16 protein-coding genes are annotated in these 20,135 nt (G+C 74.6%); all 16 read left to right on the top strand.

The annotated features are described in order from the left end of the window. The first annotated feature begins 230 nt into the window (after nt 1–230). Nucleotides 231–854 carry a hypothetical protein gene (locus ACFY3U_RS09975; protein ID WP_387198832.1) on the top strand — a complete coding sequence of 208 codons (624 nt, stop codon included), beginning with the start codon at nt 231–233 and terminating at the stop codon, nt 852–854. A 147-nt stretch (nt 855–1,001) separates the two neighbouring features. After that, a complete protein-coding gene (locus ACFY3U_RS09970) occupies nt 1,002–1,463 on the top strand; it encodes a DUF948 domain-containing protein (RefSeq protein WP_387197942.1) in 462 nt (153 codons plus the stop codon). 31 nt (nt 1,464–1,494) lie between these two features. Further along, nucleotides 1,495–1,800 carry a hypothetical protein gene (locus ACFY3U_RS09965; RefSeq protein ID WP_387197939.1) on the top strand — a complete coding sequence of 102 codons (306 nt, stop codon included), beginning with the start codon at nt 1,495–1,497 and terminating at the stop codon, nt 1,798–1,800. Continuing rightward, complete coding sequence (gene alaS / locus ACFY3U_RS09960) at nt 1,797–4,475, top strand: alanine--tRNA ligase (RefSeq protein ID WP_387197936.1); 2,679 nt, start codon at nt 1,797–1,799, stop codon at nt 4,473–4,475. The genes ACFY3U_RS09965 and alaS overlap by 4 nt, the downstream gene beginning before the upstream one ends. Nucleotides 4,476–4,548: 73 nt before the next feature. Then, on the top strand, nt 4,549–5,010 hold the full coding sequence (ruvX, locus tag ACFY3U_RS09955) for a Holliday junction resolvase RuvX (protein WP_387197933.1): 462 nt from the start codon (nt 4,549–4,551) through the stop codon (nt 5,008–5,010). Next, entirely contained in the window at nt 5,007–6,209 is a 1,203-nt protein-coding gene (gene mltG, locus ACFY3U_RS09950) for an endolytic transglycosylase MltG (protein ID WP_387197930.1), read from the top strand. Before ruvX ends, mltG begins: the two co-directional genes overlap by 4 nt. A 25-nt stretch (nt 6,210–6,234) precedes the next feature. After that, a complete protein-coding gene (locus ACFY3U_RS09945; RefSeq protein WP_387197927.1) occupies nt 6,235–7,053 on the top strand; it encodes a shikimate dehydrogenase in 819 nt (272 codons plus the stop codon). Nucleotides 7,054–7,174: 121 nt separating this feature from the next. Then, on the top strand, nt 7,175–8,722 hold the full coding sequence (locus tag ACFY3U_RS09940) for a family 16 glycosylhydrolase (RefSeq protein WP_387197924.1): 1,548 nt from the start codon (nt 7,175–7,177) through the stop codon (nt 8,720–8,722). A gap of 90 nt (nt 8,723–8,812) precedes the next feature. Then, entirely contained in the window at nt 8,813–10,048 is a 1,236-nt protein-coding gene (locus ACFY3U_RS09935; RefSeq protein WP_387197921.1) for a hypothetical protein, read from the top strand. 285 nt (nt 10,049–10,333) lie between these two features. After that, nucleotides 10,334–11,161, top strand: a complete 828-nt coding sequence (locus ACFY3U_RS09930) for a phosphatase PAP2 family protein (RefSeq protein ID WP_387197918.1) — start codon at nt 10,334–10,336, stop codon at nt 11,159–11,161. A gap of 84 nt (nt 11,162–11,245) precedes the next feature. Next, a complete protein-coding gene (locus ACFY3U_RS09925) occupies nt 11,246–12,187 on the top strand; it encodes a glycosyltransferase (protein ID WP_387197915.1) in 942 nt (313 codons plus the stop codon). Between the two features lie 32 nt (nt 12,188–12,219). Then, entirely contained in the window at nt 12,220–14,271 is a 2,052-nt protein-coding gene (locus ACFY3U_RS09920; RefSeq protein WP_387198829.1) for a hypothetical protein, read from the top strand. Nucleotides 14,272–14,419: 148 nt separating this feature from the next. Beyond that, complete coding sequence (locus tag ACFY3U_RS09915) at nt 14,420–16,060, top strand: Wzz/FepE/Etk N-terminal domain-containing protein (RefSeq protein ID WP_387197912.1); 1,641 nt, start codon at nt 14,420–14,422, stop codon at nt 16,058–16,060. Between the two features lie 34 nt (nt 16,061–16,094). Further along, a complete protein-coding gene (locus ACFY3U_RS09910; RefSeq protein ID WP_387197909.1) occupies nt 16,095–16,991 on the top strand; it encodes a glycosyltransferase family 2 protein in 897 nt (298 codons plus the stop codon). Continuing rightward, nucleotides 16,984–18,504, top strand: coding sequence for an O-antigen ligase family protein (locus ACFY3U_RS09905; RefSeq protein ID WP_387197906.1), 1,521 nt, complete (start codon nt 16,984–16,986; stop codon nt 18,502–18,504). Before ACFY3U_RS09910 ends, ACFY3U_RS09905 begins: the two co-directional genes overlap by 8 nt. Next, a complete protein-coding gene (locus ACFY3U_RS09900; RefSeq protein WP_387197903.1) occupies nt 18,501–20,129 on the top strand; it encodes a lipopolysaccharide biosynthesis protein in 1,629 nt (542 codons plus the stop codon). The genes ACFY3U_RS09905 and ACFY3U_RS09900 overlap by 4 nt, the downstream gene beginning before the upstream one ends. The last annotated feature ends 6 nt before the right edge of the window (nt 20,130–20,135 follow it).

Here is a 20,135-nt window from a genome sequence, read left to right as displayed (position 1 = left end):
ACTCGGGCCGGCTCACGCGCCCCCGGCCCGGCGAGGACGAGAACTCCGGTCGGATCACCCGCCCCGGGCCGGCCGGTGGCGCGCCCGGGGCGGGCGACGACGCCCCGGTGGTACGCGCGGCGGCCGTGGTCCGGCCGGCGGGTGGCCCACCCACCGACGACGGCGGTGACTCCGGCGAGGCCGTGGGCGCGGGCGGACTGCGCGGCGCCCGCTCCGAGCTGCGCCGACAGATGCGCGAGCGGCGCCGGCTGCGGCTCGGCGTCCTGGTGCTGGTCACCCTGGTGGTGCTCGGCGCGGTGCCGCTCTACTTCGGGGTCCGGACGCTCAGCCACGACCCGGTCTTCGACACCCTGGACGGGCTGGCGGTGCCCGGCTGGGCGGCCACCAAGACGGTGGACAACGTCAGCGGCAGCCGGTGGTGCCTGCAGGACTGCCGGCTGCGGGAGCGCACCGTGGAATCCGAGCGGGCGCCCGAGGAGACCGCGCGGGTTTACCAGCAGGCGCTGGCCGCCGACGGATGGCAGCCGTGGCAGGTCGCCCGCTGCCCCGAGGAGAAGCAGAAGGGCAGCTACACCTGCTGGCGACGGGACGAGCTGACCCTGGATCTCTGGGTCCGCCAGCCGACCTGCGTGCCGCCGCCGGTCAACGGCGAGCCGGCCGTGCCGCCGTCCCCGGTGGCCAAGCCCGCTGCGGGCGACTGCGCCGGCTCGTTGGTGTCGGTGAAGGTGCGTAACGCGATCGACGACGAGCGGACCCGGCCCCAGCCGAGCACCGATCCGTCGCTGACCGGTGAGGATCCGTACCCGACGTTCACCGATGACCCGCTCGGGGAGCTGACCCGCTCACCGTCGTGAGCCGGTTTCCATCACGGACGGTAGGGTCTGGGGCTGGCACGCCCCGCTGACCGGGTCGGGCCACCTGCGGGTGGCCGGGCGGCGGCGGGGTAGGAACGGTCGCGCGTTCGGGGCGCCGGGTCCCGGACCTGTTTGAGGAGGACATGCGTGGATGGTGGACAGATCGCTGCGCTGATCGCGGCCGGCGCGTTCCTGATGCTGGTGCTCGTGCTGGCGGTGCCGATCCTGCGGCTGCGACACACCGTGGACGCCACGACCCGCATGATCACCGAGCTGAACGACCGCACCGGCCCGCTGCTGGGCGACGTCAACACCACGGTGAAGAACGTCAACACCGCGCTGGAGCAGGTGCAGACCTCGCTCGACGGGGTCAACCTGCAGCTCGCCAAGGTCGACACCATGACCACGCACGCGCAGAACGTCACCGCGAACGTCGCCAACCTGGCGACCGTGGTCTCCGCCGCCGCCGCCAACCCGCTGGTCAAGGTGACCGCCTTCGGTTACGGCCTGCGCCGGGCCGCGTCGGCCCGCCGCAACGCGGAGACCGAGCGCGAGGTGCGCGACACCATCAAGTCCCAGCGTCGCGCCGCGCGTCGCGGCAACCGCTGACCGCGCCGGGGCGAGCAGGAGGGATCGAGGCATGAGGCGACTGTTCTGGCTCGGCATCGGGGTGGCCGTGGGTGTGCTCGTGGTCCGCAAGGTGACCCGCACCGCGCACGCGTACACCCCGGCCGGCATCGCCGGTGGGCTGTCGCAATCCGCTGGCGGTCTGCTGGAGGAGCTGCGTAGCTTCGTGGAGGACGTCCGGCTCGGGATGGCCGAGCGCGAGCAGGAGATCCACGACGCGTTCGCCCGCGGCGAGGCGTTCGACGACCAGTTCGCCGAGCTGCGGGAAGACCCGCGCATCGGCGACCGAGAGATCTTTCCGGAGGAGCACCAGCGATGAAGACGGCGGAGATCAAGCGGCGGTACCTCGCCCACTTCGAGGCGAACGGGCACACCGTGGTGCCGTCCGCTCCGCTGCCCGCCATCAGCGACCCGAACCTGCTGTTCGTCAACGCCGGCATGGTGCAGTTCGTCCCGTACTTCCTGGGCCAGCAGAACCCGGCGTACCGGCGGGCGGTCAGCGTGCAGAAGTGCCTCCGCACGCCGGACATCGACGAGGTCGGCAAGACCAGCCGGCACGGCACGTTCTTCCAGATGAACGGCAACTTCTCCTTCGGTGACTACTTCAAGGACGGGGCAATCCCGCTGGCCTGGGACCTGGTCACCAAGCCGGTCACCGAGGGCGGCTACGGCCTCGACCCGGAGCGGATCTGGCCGACGGTCTACCTCGACGACGACGACGCGTACCAGATCTGGCGGTCGGTCGGGGTGCCCGCGGAGCGCATCGTGCGCCGCGGCAAGAAGGACAACTACTGGTCGATGGGCATCCCCGGCCCGTGCGGGCCGTGCTCCGAGCTGTTCTACGACCGCGGCCCGGAGTACGGGCGCGAGGGCGGCCCGGAGGTCGACGAGGACCGCTACATGGAGTTCTGGAACCTCGTCTTCATGCAGTACGAGCGGGGTCCCGGCGCCGGCAAGGAGGACTTCCCGATCCTCGGGGAGCTGCCGGCCAAGAACATCGACACCGGCATGGGCCTGGAGCGGATGGCCTCCATCCTGCAGGGCGTCGACAACCTGTACGAGATCGACGAGGTGCGGCCGATCCTGGACCGGGCGGCCGAGCTGACCGGCAAGCGTTACGGCGCGCACTCCGGCCACGTGGCCAGCGAGTCCCACCCGGACGACGTGCGGCTGCGGGTGGTCGCCGACCACGTGCGCACCGCGCTGATGCTGATCGGCGACGGGGTCACCCCGAGCAACGAGGGCCGTGGCTACGTGCTGCGCCGGATCATGCGCCGCGCCATCCGGGCGGTCCGGCTGCTGGGCTGGCAGGAGCGGGCCCTGCCCGAGCTGCTGCCGGTGGCCCGGGACTGCATGTCCCCGTCGTACCCGGAGCTGGCGCAGGAGTTCGACCGGATCTCCCAGTACGCGTACGCCGAGGAGGAGGCCTTCCTCTCCACCCTGCGCGCCGGCACCACCATCCTGGACACCGCGATCGCCGAGACGAAGTCGGCCGGCAAGCCGGCGCTCTCCGGCGACAAGGCGTTCCAGCTGCACGACACGTACGGCTTTCCGATCGACCTGACCCTGGAGATCGCCGGCGAGCAGGGCCTGCAGGTGGACGCCGAGGGCTTCCGCCGGCTGATGGCCGACCAGCGCAACCGGGCCAAGGCCGACGCGCAGGCCCGCAAGACCGGGCACACCGACGTGTCGGCGTACCGGTCGGTGCTGGACGACGGCGGCGCGGTGGAGTTCACCGGCTACACCGAGCTGAACCGGGAGTCGCGGGTCCGCGCGCTGCTGTCCGGCGGCGCGCCGATCGGCGCGGCGGCCGAGGGCGACACGATCGAGCTGGTGCTGGACACCACCCCGTTCTACGCCGAGGGCGGTGGCCAGCAGCCCGACCAGGGTGTGATCACCGTGGGCGGCGGGCAGGTCGAGGTCTTCGACGTGCAGCAGCCGGTGCCGGGCCTGATCGTGCACCGGGCCAGGGTGCTGCGCGGCGAGGTGCGCGCCGGCGAGACCGGGTACGCCGAGATCGACGTGACCCGGCGGCGGGCCATCTCCCGCTCGCACACCGCGACCCACCTGGTGCACCAGACCATGCGCAACTTCCTCGGTGAGTCGGCCACCCAGGCCGGTTCGCTGAACGCGCCGGGTCGGCTGCGGTTCGACTTCAACACCCCCAGCGGGGTGGCGCCGAGCGTGCTGCACGACGTGGAGCAGCAGGTCAACGAGGTGCTGCTGGCCGACCTGGAGGTGCACGCCTTCGTCACCACCCAGGAGGAGGCCCGCCGGATCGGCGCGATGGCGCTGTTCGGCGAGAAGTACGGCGAGCGGGTCCGGGTCGTCGAGGTCGGCGACTACGCCCGCGAGCTGTGCGGCGGCACGCACGTGGCCCGCTCGGCCCAGCTGGGCCTGGTGAAGATCCTCTCCGAGGCCTCGGTGGGTTCCGGCGTACGCCGGATCGAGGCCCTGGTCGGGATGGACGCCTTCGGCTTCCTGGCCCGGGAGCACCTGCTGGTCTCCCGGCTGGCGGAGCTGTTCCGGGTGCCGGGCGAGCAGGTCGCCGACCGGGTGGAGCAGACCGTCACCCAGCTGCGCGACGCCGAGAAGGAGCTGGAGAAGCTCCGCGCCCAGCTGGTGCTGGGCGGGGCGGCTGCGCTGGCCGGGCAGGCCAAGGACGTCCGCGGGGTGGCGTACGTCGGGACCGAGGCGCCGGAGGGCGCGGCCGGCAACGACGTGCGGACCCTGGCCCAGGAGATCCGCGGCAAGATCGACCCGGCTCGGCCGGCGGTGGTCGCCGTGGCGGCCCGGTCGAACGGCAAGGCGTCCCTGGTGGTGGCCGTCAACGCGGCGGCCCGGGGCCGCGGCCTGGCGGCGAACGACCTGGTGAAGGCGGCCTTCTCCGGCCGCGGCGGCGGCAGCCCGGACGTGGCGCAGGGCGGTGGCCTGCCGGCGGCGGAGGCGCCGAAGCTGCTGCTGACGGTCGAGAAGGCGATCGCCGACGCGTGATCGGTTACGGTGTTACGACAGGGCGGACCGGCTGGTCCGCCCTGTCGTGTGTCGTCGGGAAGGGTGACGCTTGGTGAGCGGGTCGTCCCATGGGGTCCGGTTGGGCGTGGACGTCGGCCAGGTGCGCGTGGGCGTGGCCCGCTCGGACCCGCACGGCGTGCTGGCCACCCCGCTGGTGACCCTGGCCCGCGACCTGACCACCGGCCCGGACGCCGTGCCGACCGACCTCACCGAGCTCGCGCACCTGGTCAGGGAGCACGAGGCGGTCGAGGTGGTGGTCGGCCTTCCGGTCAACCTCGCCGGCCGACACGGCCCGGCGGCCCAACACGTTACGGCGTATGTGAGCCGTTTGCGTGATGTGATAGCGCCGGTCCCGGTGACGCTCACCGACGAGAGGATGTCGACGGTCGTCGCGTCTCGTAGGCTGGCGGAGCGTGGCGTCCGGGGGAAGCGCCAACGCGCGGTGGTCGACCAGGCCGCCGCGGTCGAGATCCTGCAGAGCTGGCTGGACGCGCAGCGGAGGCGGACGGAATGATCGACGATCTGGACCTCGGGTTCGACGAGCCGGACCGGAGCGAGAAGGGCCGGCACCGGCGCGGCTACGTCGAGCGACGCAACGGCGGGAAGTCCGGCGGCGGTCGGGGCAAGACGGTCTTCGCCCTGCTGATGGCCCTGGTCCTGCTGGGCGGGATCGGCGGCGGCGCCTACGTCGGGTTCGACCGGATCCGCAACCACTTCGTCACCCCGGACTACGAGGGCGCCGGCACCGGCCAGGCGCTGGTCGAGGTGAAGCAGGGCGCGCTGATCGCCGACATGGGTGACGCGCTGGTCGCGGCGGACGTGGTGAAGAGCACCAAGGCCTTCGTCGATGCGGCGGAGGACAACGCGCTGTCCAAGAACATCCAGCCGGGCCTCTACAAGCTGCGCAAGCAGATGAGCGCCAAGCTGGCGCTGGGCATGATGCTGGACCGGAAGAACAAGGTCACCAACGAGGTGACCATCCCCGAGGGGCGCACCGCCAAGAACGTCTACAAGATCCTCTCGGACAAGACCAAGATCCCGGTCAAGGAGTTCGAGGCGGCGGCGAAGGACCCCGAGGCGCTGGGTGTGCCCGACTGGTGGTTCACCCGCAAGGACGGCAAGCCGGTCACCAAGTCGATCGAGGGTTTCCTCTACCCGGACACTTACGAGATCCCGCCGAACGCGACCGCCGAGGTGATCCTCAAGGACATGGTCGCCAACTTCCTGGACGTCACCACCCAGAGCAAGTTCGTCGAGACGGTGGAGTCGAACCTGGGCGGGGTCAGCCCGTACGAGGCGCTGATCGTGGGCTCCCTCGCGCAGGCCGAGGCGGGCAACAAGGACGACCTGGGCAAGGTCGCCCGGGTGGCCTACAACCGGGTCTACAAGGAGTTCCCCTGCAACTGCCTGGAGATGGACGTCACGGTCAACTACTACCTGGAGCTGACCGGGCAGAAGACCAAGACGTCCGCCCAGATGACCCAGGACGAGCTGACCGACGAGAAGAACCCGTACAGCCGGAAGCTCAAGGGGCTGCCCCCGACCCCGATCAACAACCCCGGCAAGCAGGCGATGCAGGGCGCGATGCAGCCGCCCGCCGGCAACTGGTTCTACTTCGTGGCGATCGACAAGCAGGGCCATTCCGCCTTCGCGGAGACGTACGCCGAGCAGAAGCGCAACGAGGCCAAGGCCAAGCAGGCCGGGATCATCTAGGCGTGCCGGGCGACGGGGGAGGGGCGTGACGGTGCATCGGGCCGCCGTGCTCGGGCGGCCGATCGCGCACTCGCTCTCGCCGGTGATCCACAACGCCGGGTACGCCGCCGCCGGGCTGACCGGGTGGTCGTACACCCGGGTGGAGTGCGGGGCGGCGGAGCTGCCGGGCCTGGTCGCCGGCCTGGGCCCGGAGTGGGCCGGCCTGTCGGTGACCATGCCTGGCAAGGAGGCGGCGCTCGCGGTGGCCGACGAGGTCGCGCCGGTCGCCGCCGCGGTCGGCGCCGCCAACACGCTGGTACGCCGCCCGGACGGCTCCTGGTACGCGGACAACACCGACGTGGACGGCATGGGTGACGTGCTCACCGCGGCGGGAGTGACGCCGGGCGCCACGGTGACCGTGCTCGGCGCCGGCGGCACCGCCCGCGCCGCGCTCGCCGCCTGCGCCCGGCTCGGGACCGGCCCGGTGACCGTGGTGGCCCGCCGCCCGGCGGCGGTCGAGGCGCTGCGGCCGGTCGCCGACGCGCTCGGCGTCGCGATGACCGGCGCCGGCTGGGACCGGGCCGCCGGGGGCGGCGCCGCGGACGTGCTGGTCTCCACCGTGCCGAAGGGGGTCGCCGACCCGCTCGTCGGAACGGTCCACTGGGGACCGTCGACGGTGCTCTTCGACGCCCTCTACGACCCGTGGCCCACCCCGCTGGCCGCCGCCGCGCTGGCCGCCGGTCGGCCGGTGGTCTCCGGCCTGGACCTGCTGCTGGCCCAGGCCGTCGGCCAGTTCGAGCGATTCACCGGCGTGCCGGCCCCGGTGGACGCGATGCGGGCGGCGCTGGCGGCGGCCCGCCGCTGACCAGCGGCGGGCTCTCTTATGCTTTGGTTAAGTCCTGGTGGCGCGCGGGTGGCTCCCGGGCGGCTGGCGGGCCCGTCGCTACGCTGCTGCCGGTAAGCGCCACCGACACAGGGAGTGTTCCTTGAGCGGGAACGGTATACACCGCGTCGCACCGGCCGCCCGCGGCCGCCGCAAGGCCGTCGTCCTCGGCGTGCTCGGCGCCGGCGTGGTCGCCGGGCTGGTCGCCACGATTATGCCCCTGCTGGCGGGGGAGGTGCCGCCGCTGGTGCTGACCGCGAGCGCGGACACCACCGCCACCCAGGTGCCGCAGGACGGCGACAACGGGGTGAAGACCACGCTGGCCAGCTGCCCCCGGCTCTGCGACGGCAACCGCAATGGCCAGCGCGACGCGCTGCTGGAGTTCGCGGTGACCGGGCTGCCGGCCGACGCCACCGACGTGCGCGCCACCCTGCGGGTGTACGCCTGGCAGCCGTTCAGCAGCCGGATCCGGGCGTACGCCGCCCAGGGCACCGCCGCCGGCCCGGGCTCCTGGGACCAGCGGCCGACCCTCGGCCCGGCGCTCGCCGCGGTCGACCGGGTCACTCCCGGCTACAACTCCTGGGACGTCAGCGCCGCGGTCACCGGCAACGGGCGGGTCACCCTCGCGCTGGCCCAGGAGAGCTTGAACACCCGGATCTACTGGGCCTCCCGGGAGAACGCCAAGGCCGCCATCCGGCCCCAGCTGGTGCTGACGTACGGGCGGGACGGCCGGGCGCCGGCCCGCCCGCCGGTCACCGCGATCCCGCCGACGCTCCGGCCGCCCGCGCCGACGCCCGGCCGGACGCCGTCGTCCCGCCCCACCGCCGCCCCCACCACCGCGGCGCCGACCAGTACGGCGCCCACGCCGCCGCCGACCAGCACGGCGCCCACGACCGCCCCCGCGCCGGCGTCCACCGCGCACCCCGACGCCCAGCTGCCGGGCTGGCGGCTGGCCTGGGCGGACGAGTTCGACGGGCCGGTCGTGGACCGGTCCCGGTGGAACCTGCGCAACGGCGAGGCCCGCGACATCGACCGCGGCTGCAACGTGGACGACCCGGCCAACACGTTCACTTCCGGCGGCTTCCTGACCCTGCGCGCCGAGCGGCGGAGCACCGCGTGCGGCTCGCGGACCCGCGAGTACACCCAGAGCTACCTGGACACCATCGGCAAGGCGTCGTTCCGGTACGGCCGCTTCGAGATCCGCGCGCAGTCGCCCAACGGGCCGACCGACTCCCGTGGGCTCTGGCCGGCGTTCTGGCTGCGCCCCGACGACGGCGGCAAGGGCGAGATCGACGTGGTCGAGCTGCCCGGCGGCGCCGACTGGTACCGGGCGGCCACCCAGTCGATCTTCTACGACTACACCCCGGTCAAGCAGGACCAGCGCTGGTACCTGCCGAACGGCGGCTACCCCGGTGACGGCTTCCACACGTACACCGTCGAGTGGGAGCCGGGCGTGCTCCGCTGGTACGTCGACGGCCGCCAGGTCTGGCAGCGCGACCGCGCCAGCACGCCCTGGTTCGACCAGGCCTTCGCCAAGCCGTTCAACCTGCGGCTGAACTTCCAGGTCGGCGGCTGGCTCGGCGACCCGGACGCGGCCACCCGGTTCCCCGCCGACTTCCGCGTCGACTACGTACGCGTCTGGCAGCGCTGACCCGGGATGCGTGACGTGGTGGGCGCCGCCTAACGTGTCCGCCGACACGGTGCCGGCCGGTGGGCCGGCCCCGGGGCGGAGGGGGCGGGGATGACGCGGGCGGCGGATCCACGGGAACGGTGCGACGGGCTGGGCTGGGTGACCCGGGCGGTCCTCGGCGACCCCCGGCTCCGGCTGGAGGTCGGGGGAGCGCCGGCCGAGCCCGGTCACCACGTCGTCGCCCGGTACGCCGTGGTGCCGTCGGTGCAGCGGGCGCGGTTCCTGCTGCCGCTGGCGTCCCGCCGGGTCGGGGCGGCGTCGACGCTGGCGTACAACGCGCTGCGGCCGCCCCGGGTGCGGGCCGACCGGCTGGCCGTCGGCGTGCTGGCCGCGCTGGGCGCCACCCGGCTGGCCGGGATGCCGGTGCTGACCGTCGCCGTGCCGGCCGGCGCGGACCCGGCCGAGCTGCTGCTGGCCGAGCACCTGAGCCGGGTTGAGGGCCGGCCGCTGCACGCGGCGATCGGCGTCCGGCCGCCCGACCCGCACCACAAGCCGACCCTGCAGCTGTTCGACGACCGGGGCGCCGCTGTGGCGTACGCGAAGATCGGTTGGAACGACGCGACCCGGGCGATGGTCCGCGCGGAGGCCGCCGCGCTGCGGGCGCTGCCCCGCGACGCCGGCGCCTTCCCCGACGTGCCGCGGCTGCTGCGCGAGCTGAGCTGGGGTGACCTGGCGGTGACCCTGGTCGAGCCGATGCCGGCCCGGGTGCGCCGGCCGCGCCGACCGGAGCGGCCCGAGGTGGCCGCGATGCTGGCGGTGGCCCGGCGGGGCGGCCCGCCACGGGCGGCGCGACCGCTGGCCGGCTCGCCGTTCCTCGCCGACCTGACCGCCCGCTCGGCGCGGGCCGGCGGGGCGGTCGACGCCGCCCTGGCCGCCCTGCTGGCCCGGGACGGCGCGACCACGATGGAGTTCGGCGACTGGCACGGCGACTGGGTGCCGTGGAACCTCGGCGCCCACCGCGGCCGGCTGGTCGCCTGGGACTGGGAGAACAGCGGAACGGACCGCCCGGTCGGGTTCGACCTCGCCCACCAGGGCTTCCAGTGCGCGCTGTCGCTGCACGGCCGGCCCGCCGCCGAGGCCACCGCGGCGATGGTCGGGGTGCTGGACCGGCACGGCGCCGCCGTCGGCCTCGATCCGGTCCGCCGCCGGCTGGTGGCGGACGCCTACCTGGTCGAGCTGTGGCTGCGGACCGCGGAGCTGGCCGCGGGCGGCGGTGGCTGGAGCGAGAAGCTGCATCCGGCGCTGCTGCAAGTGTTGGACGACCGGCTGGCGCAGCCCGGTCGCTGACCGGCCACTGTCGGCCTGCCGACGCGCAAATGTGAGGAAAAGCCGCGGAATCCCCGCCGGCGCTACCGTTGCCGCCGCTGCGTCCACTACGGTGGCACCACTCGACACGCGGCCAGGGGACGGCCGGAGTCGATCCGGTCCGGGTGGCGTGGGGATGCCGGCGGGCCGCGGGGTGTGGGGACAGGCCCGGCCGTCGGCCGGGACGGCAGGGAGACCGATGGCAACGGCGTTCGTCACCGGACGGGCCGCGGGCGCGCGGGTGCGCCACGACGGCGGTGCCCGCCGGTGACCCTGATCTACACGCTCGCGTTGCTCGCCGTGCTGGTGCCGGTGGTGGCCGTCCCGGCGGCGGCCCGCCGCGCGCCGGCCGTCCGCTCCGGTCGCGCCGCCGAGCGGCTGCGCGCCACCGTCGAGGCGCTGACCGGCGCGCTCGGCCGGCCCGGCGCCGCGCTCGTCGTGCTGCTCGCCGGTGCGGCGGCGGTGGTGGCGGTCTGCTGGCCGCTCGGCGAGGCGCTGTCCCGGCTGGAGCCGCACGTCGACCACCCGGTCTTCGACTACGTGCACGCCCGGCGGGTCACCGGCTGGGCCGAGCTGACCTCGTTCGTCACCGCCATGGGAGACCGGTACCCGCTGAAGTGGGTGACCGTGGTCGCCGCCCTCGCCCTCGCGGTGGCCTGGCGGCGCCGGCGGTGGTGGATCCCGCTGGTGGCGATGCCGCTGCAGTTCGTGGTGGAGCAGTACACCCAGCAGATCCTCGCCCGGGTCGTCGACCGCGGGCACCCGCCCACCGACCTCGGCACCTACCCGTCCGGCGGCTGCGCCCGGGTGCTGCTCACCCTCGGCACCGTCGCGGTGCTCGCCGCGATGACCTGGCGGATCCCGCGCCGCGGCCGGATCGCCCTGGCCACGGCGGTGGCGGTGCTCGCCGCCGTCGAGGGATACACCCGGATCTACGCCGAGAAGCACTGGCTCACCGACGTGCTCGGCGGGTGGATCTTCGGCACCCTGCTGCTCGGCGTGCTGACCGTGACGCTGCTGACCGTCGACGGCCGGCTCCGCCCGCCCCGGCGGCGACCCGTGCCGGCCCGGGAGGACGTCATGACCGGCGGGTGAGCCCCCGGCCCCGGGCGGCGCACCCCTCACCAGCGCCCGCCCGGCGCCGCACCACACCCCTCGACACGGAAGACGGGCAACGACGTGACCACCCTTCTCGTCGCCTCCACCGGCGGGCACCTCGCCGAGCTGCACGACCTGGCGCCGCGGCTCGGCGTGCAGGACGACTGCGTCTGGGTCACCTTCGACTCGCCGCAGAGCCGCTCCCTGCTGACCGGCCAGGAGGTCATCCACGTGCCGCCGGCGACCAGCCGGGACGCGGTCGGCGCGCTGCGGGACCTCGCCGCCGCCCGTCGGGTGCTGCGCGGCGGCCGGTTCCGCCGGGTGATCAGCACCGGCGCGAGCGTCGCCATGTCGTTCTTCCTGCCCGCCGCCCGACGCGGGCTGGACTGCCACTACATCGAGAGCGCCACCCGGACCGAGGGGCCGTCGCTGACCGGCCGGCTGGTCGCCCGGGTGCCCCGCACCCGGCTCTACACCCAGTACCCGGGCTGGGCCGACGGTCGCTGGCGGTACGGCGGCTCCATCTTCGACGGTTACCGGGCCACCCGGTCGGCCCGCGACCGGCCGGTGACCCGGGTCGTGGTCGCGCTCGGCACCCACGAGCGGTTCGGCTTCGCCCGGCTGCTGACCCGGCTGGTCGACGTGCTGCCGCCCGAGGCGGAGGTCCTCTGGCAGGTGGGCGCCACCCGGGTCGATCGGATGCCGCCGGACGCCCACCGCCAGGTGCCGTACGCGCGGATGCAGCAGGCCATGCGGGACGCCGACGTCGTGGTGACGCACGCCGGGGTCGGGTCCGCGCTGGCCGCGCTGCGGGCCGGCAAGCGGGCGGTCTACGTGCCCCGTCGGACGGGGCACGGCGAACACGTCGACGACCACCAGGTCGAGATGGCCCGGGAACTGGACCGGCGGGGCCTGGTCCTCGCCCGGGAGGCCGACGCGGTCACGGTCGAGGACCTGGCGGAGGCGGCATCGTGGACGGTCGCCTCGACCGGTACGGTCACTCCGTTCCGGTGGGCGGCGTGATGCCCGGCCGGGTGGCCCGGGCCGGTCGGTCGATGGCGCGGCACGTGCTGCGCCAGCAAGCTACGCATGATCTCACTTCGTCATTGGGGGCGCCAGTGCTGTCCAGATCGTCGTTCCGCCCGGTGTTGGGGCGGTGGCTCGCCGCGCTCGTCGCGCCGGTCCTCGCCGTGGGGTTGCTCGCCGCGCCGGCCCGCGCGGAGGGACTCCCGCCGGTCGCCAGCACGTTGACGTCGCCCAACCCGGCGGACAACATCCCGCACGCGCAGAACGGTGACACCAAGGCGTTCGCCGAGATCGGCGACACGGTCTACGTGGGTGGCGCCTTCACCTCGATCAAGGCCGCCGCCGACAGCGGCTGGACCGCGCGCCGCTACCTGTTCGCGTACGACCGGAACACCGGCGCGCTGAAGCCCGGCTTCACCCCGGCGCTCGACGGCCCGGTGCACGCCCTCGCGGTCAGCCCGCAGGGCAAGCTCATCGTCGGCGGCGCCTTCGGCACGGTGAACGGGGCGGCCCGCAAGAACCTGGTCGCGCTCGAACCGACCACCGGCGCCACGGTGGCCTCCTTCGTCGGCCGCGGCGACGGCGGCCTGGTGCGGCGGACGGTCGTCGCGGGCGGGAAGCTCTACATCGCCGGCGCCTTCCACTACGTCAACGACACCGCGCACTCGCTGCTGGCCCGGCTCGACGCCAGCACCGGCGCGATCGACCAGGGCTTCAAGATCGACGCGAGCGTCGCCCGCAGCAGCAGCGAGCTGGTCTGGGGCCTGGCCGTCTCACCGGACGCGAAGACCCTGGTGGCGGTCGGCAACTTCACCACGGTGAACGGGCAGGAGCGCAACCAGGTGGTGGTGGTCGACCTGAGCGGCACCCCCGCGGTGGCCAACTGGAGCACCCAGCGGTACGTGGCGCCCTGCTACTCCGGCTTCCCGTTCTACGCCCGGGACGTCGACTTCTCCGACGACGGCAGCTACTTCGTGATCATCGCCGACGGCGGGCGGGGCGACGGGGCGTACTGCGACGCGATCGCCCGGTTCGAGACCTCGGCCCGCGGCAGCGCCCAGGACGCCACCTGGGTCAACTACACCGGCACCGACTCGGTGACCTCGGTCGAGGTGGCGGACAACGTGGTCTACGTCGGCGGCCACTTCCGCTGGCTGAACAACGCCAACGGCAACGACAGCGCCGGGGCCGGCGCGATCAACCGGTTCGGTCTGGGCGCGCTCGACCCGATCAACGGCTTGCCGCTGAACTGGAACCCGACCCGCTCCGGCGCGCCCACCGGCACCACCACCTGGGGACCGATCATGTGGGAGCTGTGGCGCGGCAGCAACGGACTGCTCGCCGGCTTCGACTCCGACGGCCTGGGCAACGAGTACCACGGCCGGATGGGCCTGTTCCCGCTGGCCGGCGGGCGGACCGCCCCGGCCGTCAACGCGCCCGCCACCGCCTCCGGGAACCTGTACGTCTCCACCGGGTCCGGCAAGGCGACCATGGTGCCGTTCAACGGCACCACGCTCGGCACCCCGGTCGCCACCAGCCAGCCGAGCCTCACCGGGGCCGGCGCCGCCTTCTCGGTCGGCAACAAGCTCTACTGGTCGAAGACCGACGCGAGCGCGCCCAGCGGCAGCTACCTGGACGTGTCGATCTTCTCCGCCGGCGCGGTCGGCTCGCCGTGGATCAGCAGCGGCTACAACAACTGGTTCGACGCCGCCGCGATGACCGGGGCGTTCTACCTCGACGGCCGGATGTACTACACCAGGGCGGGCGCCAACCAGCTGTTCTACCGCTACCTGGAGCCGGACGGCTACATCGTCGGCTGCACCGAGTTCACCCTGCCCAGCCAGGGCGTCGCCTGGGGTTCGGTGCGCGGCATGGCCTGGGTCAACGGCAAGATCCTGTACGGCAACACGGACGGCTCGCTGCGCGCCGTACCGTTCGACGCGACGGCGGTCGACGGCGCCGCCTCGGTGCAGCTCGCGGCGGCCGGCTCCGGCGTGAACTGGTCCAGCCCGACGCTGTTCTTCGTGAGCGGCTCGGCGACCAGCCGCAACCGCGTCGGCGTCCCGTCGACGAACCGCTGACCGGTCGGGCCGCCCCGCACCCGGCGGGGCGGCCCGGACGGCTGTCGACCACAGGTGAACGGTCGGCGACAATGAGACGACACCCGCCCCCGGCGCCGCCCGCGCGCCGGGGGCACCGGCCTACCAGCAGCACCCGAGGACCTGACTGATGGACCTGACCGACGTCGCTCCCGCCCGGCAACGCCCGGTCGGCCTGGTCGAGCTGGCGCGCATCCCGCTGCGGCGGTGGCGCACCGTGCTCGCCGTCGCCGGGCTGGTGCTGCTTGCTGTGCTCGGCTACGTGTTCGTGCTGCCGGCGTCGTACACGGCGACCACCTCCGTGGTGGTGCGGCCGGTGGTCACCGACCCGTTCTCGGTGCCGTCCGGCGGGGCCGACCGGGCGGTCAACATGACCGCGGAGACCGGCATCGCGGCCAGCAACGACGTCATCGACCGGGTCTCGGCGATCACCGGCCGGGACACCGAGGACGTGGCCGACAGTCTCGAGGTGGAGACCCCGGTCGGCGGCCAGGTGCTGCGGTTCAGCTACACCGCGCACCACGAGCGGGAGGCGGTCGACGGCGCGAACGGCGCCGCCCGTGGCTACCTGGAGCTGCGCCGGGGCATCTACGAGACCCAGCGGGCCGCGGTGCTCAAGTCCTACGACGACACCATCGCCCTGGTCACCGCCCAGCGCACCACGACCCAGCGGTCGTTGCCGGCCAACCAGAACACGGCCGACCCGTCCCCACGCACGAGCGCCCTGCTCGATCAGCTGCGGGCGCTCAACGATCAGCTCGCCACCCTCGCCGAGCAACGCTCCAAGATTGCCTCGGCCGACCTGAGCCCCGGCTCGGTCACCAGCGCGGCCCGCTCCCCGGTGCCCTCCAGCCGGGACGCCGCCCCGCTGATCCTGGCCGCCGGGCTGCTCGGGGGGCTGCTGCTGGGTGCGCTGGTGGCCTTCGTCCGCGAGTCGCTGGACCGCCGGGTGCGGACCTCCGCCGAGGCCGGTGCGATCGCCGGCGTGCCGGTGCTCGGCACGGTCGGCCGGGACCGGCACGGCATGCTGGACGAGCCCGACCTGCGCTATCTGGTGCTGGCGCTGGGCAGCTGGGCGGACGGCAGCCGGCCGAAGCCACTGGTGCTGCTGTCCACCGTCGCGGACGAGGGGCGCGAGCAGGTCGCCGCGGGCGTCGCCACGGTGCTCGCCCAGGACGGGCACACGGTCCGGCTCGGCGTCACGCCCGAGGCCCGGGAGCGGATCCGCCCGCTGCTGCAGGACGCCGCGCGCCGCCACCCGGCGGTCGAGCCGGCCCGCTCCCGGACGCCCCGACCCCGACCGGCGCCGACGCCGACGGGCGCGGAGCCCACCCCGTCCAGGCCCGAGGACACCGTGGTGATGCCGGCGGTCCGCAAGCCGCGGCCGTTCCCCACCCCGGACGCCAAGAACGGCGGCGTCTACCGGTCCACCACCACGACCACGTCCGACAAGACCGAGGTGATCCCCGTCCGGCCGGTCCAGTCCGCGACCGGCGCCCCCGCCGAGGGCGGCGAGCAGGTCCGGATCGGGACCGGCACGGTCCGCCTGGTCGAGCTGAACGCGCCGGCCGGCGACGGCCTCACCGTGCTCGACGCGCCGTCCGCGCTGCACGACGAGCGGGGCGTACGGGCCGCCCGGGACGGCCGGGCGGTGCTGGTGGCCGGCCGCGACCGCACCCGCACCGACCAGCTCGGGCGCCTCGCCGAGCGGTTGCGCGCGGTCGGGGTGGAGCCGTTCGGCCTGGTGGTGACGGGGGCCGGCCGTGACTGACCGGCCCGGGGGCCTGACCACGGGGTACCCGCCGGTGACCGTCGTCGTGGCCACCCGGGACCGGCCCGGCCTGCTGGAGCGGGCGGTCCGCGCGGTGCTCGACCAGGACTACCCCGGCCCGGTCGACTGCGTGGTGGTGTACGACCACACCGAGCTGCGGCCGCTGGAGCTCGACGTGCCCGCCGGGCGGACCCTGCGCTACGTGCCCAACACCCACCGGCGGGGGCTGCCCGGTGGCCGCAACACCGGCGCCGAGGTGGCCACCGGCGAGTTCATCGCGTTCTGCGACGACGACGACGTCTGGCTGCCGGCCAAGCTGCGCCGCCAGGTCGAGCTGCTGGCCCGACGACCGGACGCCGCCGCGGCCAGCTGTGGCATCCGGCTGGAGGGGCCCGGCATCGCCAAGGAGCGGCGGCTGGACCGGCCCGAGGTCACCCTGGCCGACTTCGTCGAAGACCGGGTGATGGAGGTGCACTCCAGCACGATCCTGGTCCGGCGTACCAGCTGGGCCGCGATCGGCCCGGTGGACGAGGAGCTGCCCGGCGGCTACGGCGAGGACTACGAGTGGCTGCTGCGGGTCGCCGCGCACGGCCCGGTGGCGCTCGTCCCCGAGGTGCTGGTGGTGGTGGACTGGCACGGCGGCTCCTTCTTCTTCGGCCGCTGGGCGATGATCGTCGACGCCACCCGTTACCTGCTCGACAAGCACCCCGAGCTGGCGGGCAGCCGCACCGGCCTGGCCCGGCTGCACGGCCAGATCGCCTTCGCGCTGGCCTCCGGGCGGCGCCGCCGGGAGGCCGTCCGGGAGCTCGGCCGGGTGGTCCGGCTCAACCCGCGGGAGAAGCGGGTGCTGGTCACCGTGCCGGTGGTGCTCGGAATGCTGTCCGGGGAACGGGTGCTGCGGCTCGCCCAGCGCCGGGGCCGGGGTGTCTGACCACCGGCCCGGTGCCCGCCCGGCGCCGCCCGGGCCCCCGCCCCTGCCGACCTGGCCGCTGCTGGCCATGTTCGGCCTGGTGCCGATCTGGTGGGCGCTCGGCGCGTTCTACCTCGGCTGGTCGGTGTTCGGGGTGCTGCTGCTCGCGCTGCTGGTCGCCCGGGGACGGGTCGCGCTGCCCGCCGGCGCCGCCTGCTGGCTGGTCTTCCTCGCCCTGGTGCTGCTGAGCGCCACCCGACTGGACCGGGGCACCGCGTACCTCACCTCCGGGCTGCGCCTCGGTTACCTGGTGACGGCGCTGGTGGTCGGCGTCTACGTCTACAACCTGGTCCGCGACGGCGTCCCGTGGGACCGGGTGCTGCGCCCGCTGGGCTGGTTCTGGCTGGGGCTGGTGGCGCTCGGCTGGCTGGGCGTGCTGATGCCCCGTTTCGCGCTGACCACCCCGGTGGAGCTGCTGCTGCCCGGCGGCATCTCCGGGGAGCGGTTCATCCAGGCGCTCACCCACGTGCGGGCCAACGAGTTCAACCCGGTGTCCCGCAACCCGATCTACCGCACCGCCGCGCCGTTCCCGTACACGAACAACTGGGGTACGGCGTACGCGCTGCTGGTGCCGGTGGTGCTGGCGTACCTGGCGTCGGTGCGTACCGGGCGGTTCCGGGTGCTGCTGATGGTGTCGCTGCCGCTGTCCGTGGTGCCGGCGTTCCTGACGCTCAACCGGGGCATGTTCCTCGGCCTCGGCGCCGGGCTGCTCTACCTCGGGCTGCGGGCGCTGGTCCGCGGCAACGCCAGGCTGATCGCCTCGATCGTCGGCCTGGTCCTGCTGGTCTGGGTGGTCAGCCTGGTGGTGCCGGTGCAGGATCTGATCACCGACCGGGTGAGCAGCACCGACACCAACGTCGACCGGCTCGACCTGTACCTGCGTACCTGGCAGGCGGTCCAGCGGTCGCCGCTGCTCGGGTACGGCGCGCCGAACAACGTCGACACCACGCTGGCCGAGGAGCCGTTGGGCACCCAGGGCATGGTGTGGCAGGTGCTCTACAGTCACGGCATCCCCGCGCTGCTGACGTTTCTGCTGTGGATCGTCCTGGTCACCCGGCGGTTGGCCGTCGCGGTCTCCCCGGCGGGCCACTGGCTCAGCACCATTCCGGTGATCGCGGTGGTGGTGATCCCGGTGTACTCCTACATCGACCCGAACATGTCGGTGATCTTCTTCGCCGTCGGGGCCGGCCTGGCGGCGGTCAGCGGCCCGGTCAACCGGGCGGTGACGCCGGCGTCCGGAGTCCGCCTCGGCCGCCTTCGCGGGCCGGCCCGGCCGGCCCGCGAACCGGTGGTCGCGACGGCCCGGGTGACCGCCACCGGCACCGCCGTGCCGAAGGCGGTGGCCTCGGCGTCGGTGCCGCTGACCGACCCGGCCGTGGCGGCCCGCCCGCCGGCGATCCCGCGCCCCCGCGCCGGCGAGACCACGTCACCGACCCCGCCGGGCACCCGGAAGGCCGAGGGGGAGCGCCGATGAGCCGACCCGACGCGGAGCCGACGGCGCTCACCAGGATCCCCCGCCAGGCCGCCCCACCCGCCGTCGAGACCGCCCCGCCGGGCGTCGACGGACATCCGCCGGCCGGCCCGGGCGGCGGGGCTCGGCTGCCGTCGTCGGGCGGGGTCGAGGTGCGCCGCAGCGCCCGCAACGGCGCCGTCGGGCTGGCCGGCGCGGCGGTCAACGGTCTGCTGGGCTTCGTCCTCACCGTGGTGATCGTGCGGGGCTTCGGCGCGGCCGGCTCCGGCGCGCTGTTCACCGCCATCGGCGTGGTGTCCATCCTCGGCGCGGTCTGCTGCGCCGGCGCGGACACCGCGCTGGTCTGGGCGCTGCCCCGCCGGCGGGCCGGCGCCGACGGGGACGCCGCTCGGCTGCTGCCGGTCGCGGTGCTGCCCGCGCTGCTGCTCAGCGCGGTGGTCGCCGCGGTCGGGGCGGCGACCGCCGGCCGGCTGGCGCCGGTGCTGCTCGACGACCCGGCCGGGCCCGCGCTGCTGCGGCTGGCCTTCCTGGCATTGCCGGCCCTGGTCGCGATGACCGTGCTGCTCGCGGCCGTCCGGGCGGTCCGGCCGGTGACGGCCGTGGTCGGCATCCAGTACGTCCTGGTGCCGCTGGCCCGGCCCGCGCTGCTGCTCGCCGCGGTGGCGACCGGTGCGGGCGTGCTGACCGGCTTCGCCGGCTGGCTGCTGCCGGTGGCGCTGGCGGTGCTGGCCGCCACCGCCCTGCTGGTCCGGCCGCTGGGGCTGACCGCGGGCGCGCGGCTGCGGCCCACCGGCGCGGACTGGCGCACCCTCTGGGGCTTCGCGCTGCCCCGGGCGGTGTCCGCCGCGATCGACGCCAGCGGCATGTGGGTCGGGGTGCTGCTGACCTCCGCGCTGGCCGGGGCGGCCCAGTCCGGCGTGTTCGCCGCCGCCGGCCGGTACGCGCTGGCCGGGCTGCTGGTCATGCAGGGGCTGCGGGTGGCGGTCGCCCCGCAGCTGTCCCGGCTGCTCGGGCAGGGTCGGGCGGCCGACGCGGCGCTGGTCTACCGGCGGGTCACCATCGCGGTGGTCGTGCTGAGCTGGCCGGCGTACCTGCTGCTGGCGGTGTTCGCGCCGGGCTTCCTGAGCCTGTTCGGCGACGGGTTCGCGGCCGGGGCCGGCCCGCTGGCCGTGCTGGCCGGCGCGATGATGGTCAACTCCGGGGTCGGCATCGTGCAGACCATGCTGCTGATGAGCGGCAACAGCCGCCGCCACCTCCAGGCCACCCTGGCCGGGCTGGCGCTCACCGTCGGGCTGGGCGTGCTGCTGATCCCCGGCCACGGTGCGCTCGGGGCCGCGTACGCGTGGACCGCCGGCGTGGTGGCGGAGAACGTGCTGGCCGCGGTGGCCGCCCGGGCGGCGGTGGGTGAGCCGCTGCTCACCCGGTCGGTGCTGCTGGCCGCGGCCGGCGCCGGCGGGGTGGCCGGCGCGGTGGCGGCGGCGAGCGCGCTGCTGGCCGGGCGCGGGGTGGCCGGCCTGGCGCTGGCCCTGGCGGTGCTGGCGGCGGTCGCCGTCGGGCTGCTGCTGGACGGTCGGGTCCGCCGGCTGGTCCGCTCCGCGGTGGCGATGATCCGGCCCAGGCCGGCGTGACGAAAG

It is taken from the genome of Micromonospora sp. NPDC000089, from assembly GCF_042899365.1.
In the GTDB taxonomy this organism is placed as follows: Bacteria; Actinomycetota; Actinomycetes; order Mycobacteriales; family Micromonosporaceae; genus Micromonospora.
This window is presented reverse-complemented; position numbering and strand designations above follow the sequence as displayed.

Excerpts from the sequence above, each read along its gene's own strand:
- ACFY3U_RS09975 (WP_387198832.1), top strand. The coding sequence starts at position 231 with ATGCGCGAGCGGCGCCGGCTGCGGCTCGGCGTCCTGGTGCTGGTCACC.
- ACFY3U_RS09965 (WP_387197939.1), top strand. The coding sequence starts at position 1,495 with ATGAGGCGACTGTTCTGGCTCGGCATCGGGGTGGCCGTGGGTGTGCTC.
- alaS (WP_387197936.1), top strand. The coding sequence starts at position 1,797 with ATGAAGACGGCGGAGATCAAGCGGCGGTACCTCGCCCACTTCGAGGCG.
- mltG (WP_387197930.1), top strand. The coding sequence starts at position 5,007 with ATGATCGACGATCTGGACCTCGGGTTCGACGAGCCGGACCGGAGCGAG.
- ACFY3U_RS09935 (WP_387197921.1), top strand. The coding sequence starts at position 8,813 with ATGACGCGGGCGGCGGATCCACGGGAACGGTGCGACGGGCTGGGCTGG.
- ACFY3U_RS09920 (WP_387198829.1), top strand. The coding sequence starts at position 12,220 with ATGGCGCGGCACGTGCTGCGCCAGCAAGCTACGCATGATCTCACTTCG.
- ACFY3U_RS09915 (WP_387197912.1), top strand. The coding sequence starts at position 14,420 with ATGGACCTGACCGACGTCGCTCCCGCCCGGCAACGCCCGGTCGGCCTG.
- ACFY3U_RS09900 (WP_387197903.1), top strand. The coding sequence starts at position 18,501 with ATGAGCCGACCCGACGCGGAGCCGACGGCGCTCACCAGGATCCCCCGC.